A 13,986-nucleotide genomic window follows, 5' to 3' on the forward strand; every position below is an offset into this window, starting at 1 on the left:
TAATCCGGCTATTAGAACCATTTTTCAGTGAAAAAGATGATTTTCATGTTCTAATCCGGCTATTAGAACCATTTTTCAGTGAAAAAGATGATTTTGATGTTCTAATCCGACTATTAGAACCATTTTTCAGTGAAAAAAATGATTTTGATGTTCTAATCCGGCTATTAGAACCATTTTTCAGTGAAAAAGATGATTTTCATGTTCTAATCCGGCTATTAGAACCATTTTTCAGTGAAAAAGATGATTTTCATATTCTAATCTTGATATTAGAACCATTTTTCAGTGAAAAAGATGATTTTCATGTTCTAATCCGGCTATTAGAACCATTTTTTAGTAAAAGGTACATGATAATGTTTATCCGGTATTGGTTTTGCCATTGGATATATTTTAATGATTATAGAAAAAGGATTTGACATTTCCGTTTTTATGGCATATTATGAACAATAATTAAATGATGAATATTTAATTCATTGACGAGAAAGAGTAATCGTGACTATCTTATCTATAGAGAGTCGGCTATTTGCTGAAAGGCCGACGTTAAGACCATGATGAAAATCCTCTCCGAGAAGCGAAGCTGAAGAGATGTTTAAGCTTTGACGGCATTCTACCGATATCCGGAACGCGTATGATAGTACGTAGTGAAAGCAAGCAAAAAACCACTACTCATGGTTTTTTATTTTGCTTAAATGAAGCTTATATTTCAAATATAAACTCGACTCTGCGTTAAGGGTCGAGTTTTTTTATTTCATAAAAGAGGTGGAAGTAATGAAGGAAACGGCAGCAGAAAGAGAATTGAGGGTACAAAAACAATGGGAAGAGAACGATGTATTTAAACGCTCAATCACAAACCGTGACGGAAAGGAATCCTATGTATTTTATGAGGGACCGCCGACTGCCAATGGTCTTCCCCATGCTGGGCACGCTTTGGGCCGAACAATCAAGGATTTTGTTGCCAGATATAAAACGATGTCTGGTTATCAAGTGTTTAGGAAAGCAGGTTGGGATACACATGGTCTCCCGGTAGAGCTGGAAGTTGAGAAACGATTAAAGATTCGCGGAAAAGATGAAATCGAAGAGTATGGTGTAGAGAATTTTATTGAAAAATGTAAGGAAAGTGTTTTTACTTATGAAAAGGAATGGAGACAATTTACTCATGCACTTGGTTATTGGGTCGATATGGATGACCCCTATATCACATTAGAAAATGAGTATATTGAGTCTGTTTGGCATATTCTGTCTGAGATTCATAAGAAAGACCTGCTGTATAAAGGGCATCGAGTCGTACCATATTGTCCGCATTGTGAAACGTCCCTCAGTTCTCATGAAGTAGCGCAAGGCTATAAAGATGTAACTGATTTATCAGCCACTGCCAAATTTCGATTGAAAAACAATGAATTCCTGTTAGGGTGGACAACAACACCATGGACCCTTCCGAGTAATGTAGCTATTGCCGTTAATCCCGAAATGAACTATGTGCGTGTTAAACAGGGAGAAGAAGTATACGTGGTAGCCGAAGCCCTGGCTGGGTCTGTATTAAAATCAGAATATGAAGTAATGGAAGTTTTCAAAGGGGAAGCCCTTGTAGGTTTAAGTTACGATCCTCCTTTCGACTTCATCTCTTTAAGTAATGGCCATAAGGTACTTGCGGCTGATTTTGTCACTGAAACAAGTGGAACAGGTCTTGTCCATATCGCACCGGCACATGGTGAAGATGATTACAAGCTGATTAAAGATCAAGGCTTGGATTTTATCAATGCGGTTGATGAAAAAGGCCGTTATAAAGAGGAAATCACACCACTAGCTGGTCAATTTGTAAAAGACTGTGATGTTAAGATCATCAAAATGCTTGCAGGAAAAGACTTACTGTTTGACAAACAAAAATACGAGCACAGTTATCCTCATTGCTGGCGTTGTGATAGTCCCCTTCTTTATTATGCGATGGAAGGCTGGTTTATCAAAACGACAGCAGTGAAAGAGAAGATGCAAGCCAATAATCAACAAGTAGAATGGTATCCATCACATATGAAAGACGGCAGATTTGGGAACTTCCTCGATAATATGGTTGATTGGAATATCGGCAGAAACAGGTATTGGGGAACGCCATTAAATGTGTGGGTGTGTAATGACTGTGGCACTGAAAAGGCGCCTGGCTCTATCAATGAATTACAGGAAATGGCAGTTGAGGGTGTCTCTGAAGACATCGAACTTCATAAGCCATATGTAGATGAGATCCATCTCAAATGTGATTGTGGAGGAGAGATGCGCCGGACAAGTGAGGTCATTGATGTCTGGTTTGACAGCGGCTCCATGCCATTCGCGCAATATCATTATCCATTTGAAAACGAAGCATCATTCAAAAATCAGTATCCTGCTGATGTAGTCATTGAAGGTGTAGATCAAACAAGAGGATGGTTTTATAGCTTACTTGCGGTCTCCACTCTATTTACTGGCCAAGCACCATATAAAAGAGTTTTGTCATTAGGTCATATTTTAGATGAGAATGGTCAAAAGATGTCTAAAAGCAAAGGAAATGCATTAAATCCAGTCGAACTAATCAATGAGTTTGGTGCAGATTCGCTGAGATGGGCTTTGCTTGCCGATAGTGCCCCATGGAATAATAAACGTTTCTCCAAAAAGACAGTAGGACACGCCAAGTCTAAGGTAGTTGATACGCTTCAAAATGTATATGCCTTTTATGAGATGTATGCTGACATTGATCAGTTTGATCCACAGAAAGATCTAGGAGGAACTCGCTCAACACTTGATCGGTGGGTTTTATCACGGTTAAACACTATTATCAGCGAAGTAACCGTTAGCTTAGATCAATATGATATGACAAGAGGGGCCAGACTAATCGCGACATTCCTTGATGGAGTGAGCAATTGGTATGTTAGACGTTCGAGACAGCGCTTCTGGAAGAGCGGTATGGATGAGGATAAGCGGGCCGCATTTACGACTTTATTTGAAGTGATCACGAAGCTGACTCAGCTAATGGCACCGTATGCCCCATTTGTCACTGACGATATTTATTCTAAATTAATGAGTGACAGTGTTCATCTCACCGATTTTCCAATCGCAGATGGAACTTTAATCGACAAACAACTGGAAGAAGACATGGAAGCAGTATTGCAAATCGTTGAGTTAACAAGATCAGTCAGAACCACTACAGCTATCAAAACAAAGCAGCCGTTAGCAAGCTTGGCTGCAATGCCAAATAGTGGAGTTGATGCATCGAGATTGCATCAATACGCCAGCATTGTTGAGGAAGAAACGAATGTGAAGGAATTGCAAGTGGTTAACGGGCCACATCAATTATTACAAGTAGATATGAAACTAAATTTTGCAATAGCAGGCCGGAAATTTGGTAAGCAGGTTAATGAAATAAAGAATGGGTTGGAGAAACTAACTGATGAAGAGAAGCAAACGTTTTTAAATGAGCAAGGATTCGAGTTGCTTCTTTCTTCAGGTGAGACAGTCCACTTAACTTTAGACGACGTGCTTCTTGAGAAAAAGGGGAAGGCAGGCTTTGAGGTAGTTGAAGGAACTCAATTCGTTATAGCTCTAGATACAAGAATAACAGATGAGCTGAAAGAAGAAGGCTTAGTGAGGGAATTCGTACGTGTTGTTCAAACTTATCGAAAAGAAATGAACCTCCCTGTAGAGTTAAGGGTAAATTTATATATTAAAGCGGACGCATGGTTCGAGGAAGTATTAAAAAAATATAACGACTTACTGCAGAATAATCTCATTGTAAAGCAAACTTTCTTTAAAGAAATTGATAACATGAGAGTATTTGATGTAGAGGGTTATGAACTGCATCTATCTATTCAATCATAAATGAAAAATCCCCCTTTGATTAAAATTTTCAGAGGGGGATTTTATGGATATGAGTGACTTCAATCAATTATCTTTCTTAACTATCTCTCCAGTCATGGCATCAACAATATAATCTGTATCAGAATTGCCATTTCTTACGGTTACTTCATAATATGTACCGCTATTCTCCCGTTCCAATGTCCATCCATCAATTTCATCCTCAGTTTCCTTCGATACAGCTTCTATTGCTTTTTCAGGTAAAATCACTGCATCTAAATCTAATTGCTTATTTTCACGTTCAATTCCATTTGTTTCATCCTTATCTAGTGCTTCTTCCTTTTGTTTTTTTACTACTTTGGAATCGGTATTGATTTCTATTTCGTACTCGGTTGTATCATCTACACCTGATATCTCATATTTCCATACATTTAAATCACTATCTAATTCGACTTTAGTGATAGAAGCATCAGGATATGCATTTGAGAATTCATCAATTGCTTCATTAAAATCAATAGACAGATTCTCATTATTTAAATCTGGCTTTTTCGAATTCTGCTCGGTTTTATTTCCATTTTCATTCTCTGCAGTTTGATTATCTCCAGTATTACAGCTCACCAGAACGAGCATAAGAAATGGAATGCTCATGAATATCGTCCATTTTTTCATGAATTGTCTCCTTTATATATTAAGTTGTATATCTCTACTATTCCATGTTTTGCTTATATTCAAACATGGGCAATTGCTGTTCATATGAAAGCGAGTCTAGAGCATTCGTATCAGTAAAGCTGCTTCAAAAATCATTTTTTCATATAAAGGATTCTTTAGGGAATTAGTAGTAATGAGCCAGCTACATAGGGTATGAGGGATGATTTACCTCTTATCCATAATGAATTACTTACCTTGGAAAAAAATATAGAAACCAAACAGCATATTGAACTGAACCAGGATAAACGAATTTATAACGTTATGGAAACCAAAATAAAAAAGCACCGGATTGTCGAATACTGAAAAATGCGAAATAGCTGCAAAATTGTCTCAGCAGTTTTTTAAGGAAGCCCGCTTTACTGTAATAATAATTAATTACATACCTATTCCTTTAATAGCGAATAATAACCGGAGAGGTGATAATTTGGATAAAAATAACTTAAAACTCACATCTTCTGAAATAGGAACACTGTGGGGAGAATATGTAAACGGAACAATGACAGATGTAGTAAATAGGTATATGTTCTCTATAATAGAAGATGAATCAATAAAAACCATTTTTGAGGATGCTATCAAGACTTTCGGAAAACAAAAGAAAAAAATTGCAGCTTTTATGGAGAATGAGGGATTTCCAGTACCTATTGGATTTACTGAATCTGACCTTAATAAAGGTACGGAGAGATTGTTTTCTGATATATTTTGCCTGAATTATTTACATATCATGACTTTGCATGGGATGCTCGGGCATACCACTGCATTAGGTGTCTCTGTCAGAGAGGACCTACGGTTTTTTTACGATTCATGTGATAATGATGGAAAAAGAATGTTCCATCAAACCATTGATTTACTGCTTGAGAAAGGGAATTTCCAGAGAGATCCTTTATTTTATCCCGCCAAGAACCCTGAATTTATTTCAAGCCAAGATTTCACAGATGGAATTTTCGGTAAAGGCAGGCGATTATCTGCTACAGAAATCATAAGTATTTCTTTTAACCTTAAAAAAAGTATTATGGCTAAAACTCTTTCTATCGCATTCAGTCAAGTTACTCAAACAAAAGAAGTTAGAAAGTTCTTAGAGAATTCCGAAAAAACGGCGGATGGACAAATACAATCCTTATCAAAAATCATGCACAAGGATAATTTACCAGTTCCTATGTCTTGGGAGACAGAGGTGACTACTTCAACGGACTCTCCTTTTTCCGATAAGTTAATGTTATATCATATTGGTTTCTTGTATCAAGCTGCCCAAGCATATAACGGGACAGGTTTAGCATCAGCCATGAGAACAGACCTCGTTGCGATATATGAAAGTGTAATTCTAAAAAATCTAATGGTAACAAAAGAATGGTTTAATCTTATGATGCAAAATAAATGGTTAGAACAACCACCTCTTGCGCCTAATAGAAAAGAAATTGCAAAAGAAGAATAATAAAATCATTGTTCGTGTATTGCAAGCCAAGATCATATGCAAACGAACGAGTCTTTGACTGTTGAACAAAAAATGGTATCGTTTAAAAAGCGGTTTTATGCAATATTCAAACCCTAGATTGACCTCTAGTAATGCGAATGATATAATGACACAAACATTCTAAATATTACTACCTTTGTATAAAGGGGAGTAGCAGATACAATAAAGTCGTCAATACAGGTGCAATATGCCCTCGGCTTTATTGGCAGCCTATGCTGTTTGCGAGACCTTTACCAATTTATTTGGTGAGGTCTTTTTGTCGTCTTTAAATAGAAAAATAAAAAAGGAAATGAGGGTGGTAATTATGTCAATCAAAAAATATATTAAAAGATTTGTTCAAAAGGAAGGGGTAAAGATATTTAAAGAAAAAGGGTTGCCAATGATCAAAAAGGAACTAGAAAAAAGGAAAGGAAAGAAATAAGGGGGTTCAAAAAATTGAATAGATTATTATTGCTTATTCCATTTTTCATATTATTAACAACAGCAGCATGTTCACCTATTGAAGATACAAAAGATACTTTGATCTATATTAATGGAGTCGAAGATTATATGAATGAATTGTCTCGTTTTACAGAGGAGTTTCCATCTATGGCGGAAGAAGCATTAAGTGAATCACAGGCTGCTCAAGAATTAGAAACGCGTGTTCAGCAAGTTCAAGAGGATATCGAAACCTTTAATCAGTTAGATTCTCCTGTAATTATGGAAGAACTACATGATGAATTATTAAAGCAAAACGAGAATATGCAGCAAGGATTAGAATCATTAGAAATTGAGCTTGAGAAAGGAACGTTGAATATAGAGTTCATAGAGGATAGCGAAATATTGAAATCTATCCAAGGTATAGAAGGTATATATGAACAAATAGAAAAATTAGGAGAATAAAACCGTAATGATAGGGGTTCAGATTGATTTCAATTTGGACCCCTTTTAAGATTTCTTAATTAAGTAATAACCATATCAGAGAGAAGTGTAGAAGGATGTATGTAATCTTTCTGTTTAGTAGCTATAAAACTATTAAAATATAAATTCATTTGAGGGTTAGAGGTAGGCAAATTATTTGCATAGTTCAGTAATTTGCCTACCTGAATATATATATAGGGAATTGCTTTTTTCGCGATTGGTTTGTGGATAAAGTGAACAAATACATGAAAGGAGTTGTTTAGGTGTGACACTTACATCAAGAACGATTCCCCGATCCGCAGTGCGTGGAACTGCATCTGGAGTCTTTTTCATGGCGCTGTTCGGGACTCTGTGGGCCTACACTGGGATTATGGGATTGAGTGGATGGGGAGTTCCATTTTTGTTAGTCGCTGCTGTTACCATAGGTATAGTTCTTTTCATCGGAGGTATTTTGTTAATACGAGCATCGCGGGAATTAACCAACCAGGCTTCTAAAACAGAATTAACAGGTGGAAGGCGTACTAAATTTTGGTTTAACATTATTTTCGCCGCTGAAGGCTTGGCTATTGCAATCACAATTGCTGTCTGTAACACAACTAGTCACACAGAACTTATACCGCCAATAATCGCTATTATAGTCGGCGTTCATTTTTTTCCATTGGCCCCCCTTTTCCAAGTCAAACTCTATTACTTTACAGGCGCGCTCCTTTGTATACTCGCTATTATTACATTGATGTTTATGCCTGAAGAGGTCACGATTGGGGAGTATCAGATCAATGCGTTTATGTCAGTCGTTGGCCTAGGTTCTGCTTTGATCTTGTGGGGAACGGGGCTGGCGATATTGCTGATAGGAAGAAGATTGCTAGCCATAGCTAAGAAATAAATATGAAAAAAATGGGAGAATAATTTAAAAGGAGATATAGTGTGTGATACTCTTGATACAAAGGTGGTGAAACTAGTGGTTATCTTTTTAGCACTTTGAAGGAAATAACCTAAATTTATTTTTCGGAATATATAGATATTTATAATTCACCCGATAAGAAAAGATAATTTAGGAGGATTTATATGAATATGAGCCAAGCATTGGAGAACATTGATAGAAAACAAAAAGAGATTCAATTTTCGGGAACTGTATGCGTAAAGCTGGCGGGTGAAACGCTAGCGAGAAGTTATGGATTTTCAAATCGTAATGAGAAGGTTCTCAATCAAAATAATACGCGTTATGGTATTGCTTCTGGGAGTAAATTTTTAACTTCCATAGCAATTGGCCAACTTGTGGACCAAAGAATGATTTCATTCGATACGAAGTTATCCGAGTGTCTTGATTCAGAACTACCCTATTTCGATGAGACCATCACTATTCATCATTTGCTCACACATACTTCTGGTATTCCGGATTACTTCGATGAATCTGTAATGGATAATTATGAAGATTTGTGGCTGGAAACACCTATGTATAAAATAAGAGAATTAAATGATTTTCTTCCCCTTTTTCAGAATGGGAAAATGGTGTCAGCAGTAGGGGATCGTTTCCAGTATAATAATGCCGGTTATGTCATCTTAGGACTTGTTATTGAAAAAGTAAGTGGACTCATGTTCAGCGATTATATTGAGCAATTCATTTTCAAAAAAGCAGCTATGTACGGTTCTGGGTACTATGAATTAGATGCATTACCCGAAAGAACGGCTCTTGGGTACATTGAAAATCCAGATGGAAGCTATAAAACAAATATTTATTCAATCCCGGCAAAAGGTGGTGCAGATGGCGGAGTTTTTGTCACTGCAAAGGATATGGTTTCCTTATGGGAAGCATTAAATAATCATTCACTTATGTCTGAAGCGGCAACTAAATTCCTCTTACAACCACGAGTTCTAGTAGAGGATGATATCTTTTATGGATATTCAGGATATATGAAAGCCAACAAGAATCAGATAATTAAACATATTTTAATGGGTTATGACCCAGGTGTTAACTTCCGTTCAGTTTATTACCCTAGTGAAGATCTTACTATAGTTGTTTGTTCCAACGAATCTGATGGGGCTTATGACATAATTACTGACCTTGAAAAAACTCTTTTAGGTAGATAATATATCTTTGCTCAAACCCTTTAATAATCAGGCGATTCTTCTTTATGAGGGATCGCTTTTTTCAATTCAGCTACATAGTCAAATTAGTAAAGGATGAAACAACCATAGTTTATTATGATATGAAATTAAAAAAATGCACCTTTAAGACAGATAAAATGAAAATTGTTTTCTTTCGATAGGTAAATGCTATAATATCCAAAAGTTATGTTATGATTAATTGAATTTTCGATATAGCAGGAGGAAAAAGAAATGGTTAGATTAAAACCTATGAATCATGAAGAATTCCAGCAATATATGATTACTGCAATTGAAGACTATGCTAAAGAGAAAGTGATTTCTGGTAATTGGAGTGAAGAAGAGGCAATAACCTTGTCCACAAACACTTTTAATCAACTATTGCCAAAAGATGAAACATCAGAATTTAATTATTTATTCTCAATCTTTCATGAACAGCAATTGATTGGCATGATTTGGGTTGCGCAAAAATCACCTGATCATAATGATGAAGCGTTTATTTATGATTTTATTATCTTTGACCAATATCAAGGCCAGGGACACGGCAAGAGTGCTATGAGAGAAATTGAAGTGATTGTTAAAGAAATGGGCATTAAGAAAATCGGCCTGCATGTTTTTGGCCATAATAAGATTGCTCGAGGGTTATATGAGAAGATGGGCTATGAGATTACGAATATAACGATGGCAAAATCTATTGAATAGCGGATTTAACAGGTTGCATCAGCAGTTTATTTCAAGCAAGCAAATGCTCACATCTTGTATCAATATTTGTTTCATTTAGAATAAAGAAAGAGCGTGTTTTGATCAAAGGTTCCTTTCAAAATATGCTCTTTCATTCAATAGCTCCCGTAATAATAACTAGATTATTCGATTGATAGACTCATTAACCATTCCTGCCCAATTCTTCCGTTTCTTCTTTCTCCTGTGTCTTTAAATCCAGCCTTTTCATATAGCCACTTAGCAGAAAGGTTTTTCTCGTCAACCACTAAAATAACTTCATTATAAGTACTAAAATTTTCTTTTACGAGATATGGCAATGCGAGCATTCCCTGCTTGGCAAATCCTTTGCCTTGGTATTTTTGATTGATGGCAAGAGCGGTCAAAAGCAATGCCTTTGGATTGCTTGAGTAGTTTTTAACTCTGTCTGACAAATGAAGGAGAAAGAATCCAACTGCTCTTCCATAGTTAGTAATGACAATAGGATGACGACCTGAAGCGTTGTTTAAACTATCCTTTGGTAGTGAAGAAAATTGGAGCTGTTCTTCGGATAGTTCAAAATGATTGAGTTCATCTAAGAATTTATTTTTGAAATGCTCCAACTTAACTGCTGTTGTATTCTCCATGCAATCCCCATCCTTGCTAATTGATATTTTCTACTTAATTATACCATTATAACGGAACGTATGTACTATTTTTGGTTGGAGGTTTGCATAAACTGTGCATGTTTATTCTAATGAAGGAATGAGCAGGATTGGAATACGCCTCTTTTGTTTTAAATTCATATTGTTTATTGCTGTAGAGACGTGATAGAATGCTATGGTGCTTCATTTTGCAATAATATATTAATTTGGAAGGATCAGGAATATGAACATGAACATCAAGAAATATATTGCGGATATCAGTATTATTATCATTGGCGCTTTTGTTTTCGCACTTGCTATAAATTTATTTGTTATCCCGAGTGAATTAGGAGAGGGCGGCGTCACAGGAATAACCATTATTTTCTTTTATTTATTTGAATGGTCGCCGGGTTTAGTCAGTTTCATTTTAAATGCTATATTACTTATTGCGGGTTACAAGTTTTTAAATAAACTCACAATCATTTATACAATCATCGCTATAACTGCAATTTCACTCTCTCTTTATTTGACAGAGAGCTGGAATGTTGCATCAGACGAAATACTTGTTAATGCTATATTTGGCGGGATTTTTTCAGGTGTAGGTATCGGTTTGATTATACGTGTTGGCGGAACCACTGCTGGGACAACCATCCTGGCAAAAATAACAAATAAGCTTTTCGGATGGAGCATCAGCTACGGTCTTTTATTCTTTGACTTGCTTGTTGTTTTTGGCTCTTTTTTAATTATTGGGGCAGAAAAAGTAATGATTACCATCATCATGCTTTACGTTGGGACAAAGGTGATGGAGTTAATCATTGAAGGAGTCAATCCTAAAAAGGCTGTAACCATTATTTCCAAGGAATCAGACAGTATTGCCAAACAAATCAATCAATACTTGGATAGAGGGGTCACAGTGATGAATGGGCAAGGCTATTATTCTAAAGAGGCCAAGGAAGTCCTTTATATTGTGATCAGCAAACAAGAAGTGGTAAAGTTGAAAAGAATTGTAGAAGCAACGGATAAAAATGCCTTTGTAGCGATACATGATGTGAGAGATGTATTTGGCGAAGGTTTCCACGACATATCAAAAAGTTAACTTGTGAAGCAGCTTTGTGTAGGCTGCTTTTTGGTTTGAAAAAAACAAAAGGTTTCATATACTACTTGCTTTAATCATTACCAATAAAAGAGTAACATGTTTGCTGCTAAGACAAGTTTACGTTATATTGATAAATATTTAAGTTATTCATAACAATGTTCAGCTTTCTTTTTTTACAATTGATACCCTGATATTAGAGTTATTTCGAACCTGAAATAAACCTAATAAATTTTAGGGAATTGAGTTTTAAGTATGTTATTTCAAGTGGATGGTTATTTTTCTCTTGAAATGGATGGTATAAAGCAATGGTTTTTAGATTATAATTTTAAGTATTTAGTTGTCATAATGCGATTTTGTTTTCTATCTTTGGATAAGTCCAAAATAATTATTCAGTTAGGTGGTGAATAATGGAGATGTTGTTTGCTTTTGTAATTATTATTATTGTGCTCTCAATTGTTGCTACCCTTTTAGTGGCGGGGAAAAGCGATGACAATTACAGTGGATCAGCCAAAAGGAATACTGTGAATTTAACCCTTATATATGCAGTCATTATCCCGCTATCCTTTGTTGCGCTAGGTGTATACATATGGCTTATTGTTTTTTAACGAAATTTGAAAATGAAAGTAAGTGTTTCTAAGATGAATTGGACTCCAAATCGAAGTGATAAAAAAGCCATTTATAAGCAATTGGCTGAGTTTATAGAAACCGGAATAGCAGACGGTAGTTTTCCTCCTGATAAACCACTGCCATCAGAGAGATATTTGGCAAAAGGGCTTAACCTTAATAGGAGTACTGTAGTTGCTGCCTACGACGAATTGGAATCTAACGGTCTCATTCAGAGAAAAAGAGGAAGCGGAACAACGATCAGTAAAGATATTTGGGGTATAACAAAAAAACGGATTCCCAGCTGGAACCGGTATATTAATGCAGGAACTTTTCTGCCTAATTTACCTATTACACAAAAAATTCGCAGAGAAATGACAGAACGCAACCTGATAAACTTAGCCAGTGGAGAACTCTCGCAGGATCTTTTCCCTACAGACATATTAAGAAAAATCACATCGAATCGAAGTTTTATTGGGAGTTTAGGGCATGATCATCCACAAGGAAATGAGATCTTGAGGGAGACTATAACAAATCATGTCAAAAAATATCGCCGAATTAACACAAGCCCTTCTTCCATACTTATAACATCGGGCGCACAACAAGCCTTGCACCTTGTCGTCCAGTGTCTCTTGAAGCCTGGCGATGCAGTGGCTATAGAGGATCCGTCATACCATTATCAATTGCCAATTTTCAAATCTGCTGGTGTGAAAACCTTCTATTTACCTTTCGATAAAGACGGAATGGACCCAGGTGAATTAATAGATTTACATAAAAAGCATCGAATAAAAATGTTATTTATTAACCCTGATTTTCAGAATCCAACAGGGGTCACACTACTCAAAAGCCGCAAGAAAAAACTCTTGGAGATATCTTCTGAACTTGGCATACCTGTAATAGAAGATGATCCTTATAGCCTAACTTCGTTTAATGATGATGAAGTAGAAACACTTAAATCAATGGATAGTAATGGGAACGTGTTATATATTAGTTCTTTATCGAAAATTGTAGCATCCGGCCTTCGTATAGGGTGGATAATAGGACCAACTTCAGTAATAGAACGACTCTCAGATGCAAAACAGCAAATAGACTTTGGGCATGCAAGCTATACGCAGTGGATAGCGAATGATTTCTTGGATTCAAAAGATTTTCAATACCACATTGTGAATTTAAGAGCAAAGCTAGAAAAGAGAAGAGATCAGATTGTGGATGATTTAAGCTATTATTTAAAGGATCAAATAGACTTCACTATCCCTCAGGGAGGAATTCATATTTGGTGTAAACTAAATACGGGCATCAATGATATGCGTTTACTTGAAGAATCAATCAAAAGAGATGTCATTTATCTCCCAGGTACAACAATGGGGTCAAAAAAAGAGTATGTCCGTTTCACTTATGCGAAGGAAACAGAGAGTGCTATACATGAGGGAATTAAAAGGTTTGCTGACGCCCTTAAGAGTATGGAAAAGTGAGCATCAGGTCAGTGCTAAGAACCATGTAGTTTACATGGTTCTTTTTAGTGAAGTGGATGAGGATTGATTCACAATCAATGATAAATGCCATAAGGGATGAGTCGAAAAATATTAACTAGATAAGAATGCAGAATAAAGCTTCACTGAGTGATAGATTTCTCGTAGTAGTTTGATATTCTAAGGAATGAAGACAAAGATTTGTTCAGGTGATTTTTTTCAAAGGTATGATTTGAAAAAGACATGATGGAAATCACATACAGTTTATTAATAATTGCTCAGAGTATTTCATTCATTATTAAATATGAGCTTACTTGAGGATGTCGCTGGTTATCTCAGTCGTTTTACAGAATAAAAGAAATTTATTTATTCTATTTCGCCGAATGGTTTACAGTTTTCGCTGAATTATTATCCTAACTATCGGATTGCAATGCTCTTTTATTTTGTTTTATAGCCAATAGATTCATTATCGAGGTAGCAAGTGTA

Annotated in this window: 12 protein-coding genes; 10 read left to right on the forward strand and 2 right to left on the reverse strand. The window is 36.0% G+C overall.

From position 1 onward, the window contains the following. A partial coding sequence (locus tag J2S17_RS00005) for a hypothetical protein (RefSeq protein ID WP_307470639.1) occupies positions 1-413 on the forward strand: 413 nt, incomplete at its 5' end. A 352-nt stretch (positions 414-765) separates the two neighbouring features. Next, entirely contained in the window at positions 766-3,837 is a 3,072-nt protein-coding gene (gene ileS / locus J2S17_RS00010) for an isoleucine--tRNA ligase (protein WP_307470644.1), read from the forward strand. Positions 3,838-3,900: 63 nt separating this feature from the next. Here ileS and J2S17_RS00015 read toward each other — a convergent pair whose 3' ends face one another. Beyond that, the gene (locus tag J2S17_RS00015; RefSeq protein WP_307470648.1) at positions 3,901-4,482 is read right to left on the reverse strand and encodes a PepSY domain-containing protein; all 582 of its coding nucleotides are present in this window, start codon (positions 4,480-4,482) and stop codon (positions 3,901-3,903) included. Positions 4,483-4,945: 463 nt separating this feature from the next. Here J2S17_RS00015 and J2S17_RS00020 point away from each other — a divergent pair, with 463 nt between their 5' ends. The 5 genes from J2S17_RS00020 to J2S17_RS00040 all read left to right on the forward strand — a co-directional run bounded on the left by J2S17_RS00020 (position 4,946) and on the right by J2S17_RS00040 (position 9,694). After that, a complete protein-coding gene (locus tag J2S17_RS00020) occupies positions 4,946-5,950 on the forward strand; it encodes a DUF3231 family protein (protein ID WP_307471546.1) in 1,005 nt (334 codons plus the stop codon). Between the two features lie 474 nt (positions 5,951-6,424). Beyond that, the gene (locus tag J2S17_RS00025; RefSeq protein WP_307470650.1) at positions 6,425-6,871 is read left to right on the forward strand and encodes a DUF6376 family protein; all 447 of its coding nucleotides are present in this window, start codon (positions 6,425-6,427) and stop codon (positions 6,869-6,871) included. A gap of 469 nt (positions 6,872-7,340) precedes the next feature. After that, positions 7,341-7,772, forward strand: a complete 432-nt coding sequence (locus tag J2S17_RS00030; protein ID WP_307470653.1) for a DUF7010 family protein — start codon at positions 7,341-7,343, stop codon at positions 7,770-7,772. Positions 7,773-7,954: 182 nt separating this feature from the next. Then, positions 7,955-8,977, forward strand: a complete 1,023-nt coding sequence (locus J2S17_RS00035; protein WP_307470656.1) for a serine hydrolase domain-containing protein — start codon at positions 7,955-7,957, stop codon at positions 8,975-8,977. A 249-nt stretch (positions 8,978-9,226) separates the two neighbouring features. Beyond that, positions 9,227-9,694 (forward strand): GNAT family N-acetyltransferase, encoded by a 468-nt coding sequence (locus J2S17_RS00040; RefSeq protein ID WP_307470658.1) that lies wholly within the window; start codon positions 9,227-9,229, stop codon positions 9,692-9,694. A gap of 161 nt (positions 9,695-9,855) precedes the next feature. Here the strand turns inward: J2S17_RS00040 and J2S17_RS00045 are convergent, their stop codons facing one another. Then, positions 9,856-10,335 carry a GNAT family N-acetyltransferase gene (locus J2S17_RS00045; protein ID WP_307470661.1) on the reverse strand — a complete coding sequence of 160 codons (480 nt, stop codon included), beginning with the start codon at positions 10,333-10,335 and terminating at the stop codon, positions 9,856-9,858. A 253-nt stretch (positions 10,336-10,588) separates the two neighbouring features. Here J2S17_RS00045 and J2S17_RS00050 point away from each other — a divergent pair, with 253 nt between their 5' ends. The 3 genes from J2S17_RS00050 (at position 10,589) to pdxR (ending at position 13,503) form a co-directional block, all read left to right on the forward strand. Next, entirely contained in the window at positions 10,589-11,428 is an 840-nt protein-coding gene (locus J2S17_RS00050; protein ID WP_307471548.1) for a YitT family protein, read from the forward strand. 407 nt (positions 11,429-11,835) lie between these two features. Then, positions 11,836-12,033, forward strand: coding sequence for a hypothetical protein (locus J2S17_RS00055; RefSeq protein ID WP_307470664.1), 198 nt, complete (start codon positions 11,836-11,838; stop codon positions 12,031-12,033). Between the two features lie 33 nt (positions 12,034-12,066). Continuing rightward, on the forward strand, positions 12,067-13,503 hold the full coding sequence (gene pdxR, locus J2S17_RS00060) for a MocR-like pyridoxine biosynthesis transcription factor PdxR (protein WP_307471551.1): 1,437 nt from the start codon (positions 12,067-12,069) through the stop codon (positions 13,501-13,503). Positions 13,504-13,986 lie beyond the last annotated feature (483 nt).

Source organism: Cytobacillus purgationiresistens (genome assembly GCF_030813235.1).
Lineage (GTDB): Bacteria > Bacillota > Bacilli > Bacillales > Cytobacillaceae > Cytobacillus > Cytobacillus purgationiresistens.

Coding starts and splice junctions, on each gene's coding strand:
- J2S17_RS00035 (WP_307470656.1), top strand. CDS start 7,955: ATGAATATGAGCCAAGCATTGGAGAACATTGATAGAAAACAAAAAGAG.
- J2S17_RS00015 (WP_307470648.1), bottom strand. CDS start 4,482: ATGAAAAAATGGACGATATTCATGAGCATTCCATTTCTTATGCTCGTT.
- J2S17_RS00055 (WP_307470664.1), top strand. CDS start 11,836: ATGGAGATGTTGTTTGCTTTTGTAATTATTATTATTGTGCTCTCAATT.
- J2S17_RS00045 (WP_307470661.1), bottom strand. CDS start 10,335: ATGGAGAATACAACAGCAGTTAAGTTGGAGCATTTCAAAAATAAATTC.
- J2S17_RS00040 (WP_307470658.1), top strand. CDS start 9,227: ATGGTTAGATTAAAACCTATGAATCATGAAGAATTCCAGCAATATATG.
- pdxR (WP_307471551.1), top strand. CDS start 12,067: ATGAATTGGACTCCAAATCGAAGTGATAAAAAAGCCATTTATAAGCAA.
- ileS (WP_307470644.1), top strand. CDS start 766: ATGAAGGAAACGGCAGCAGAAAGAGAATTGAGGGTACAAAAACAATGG.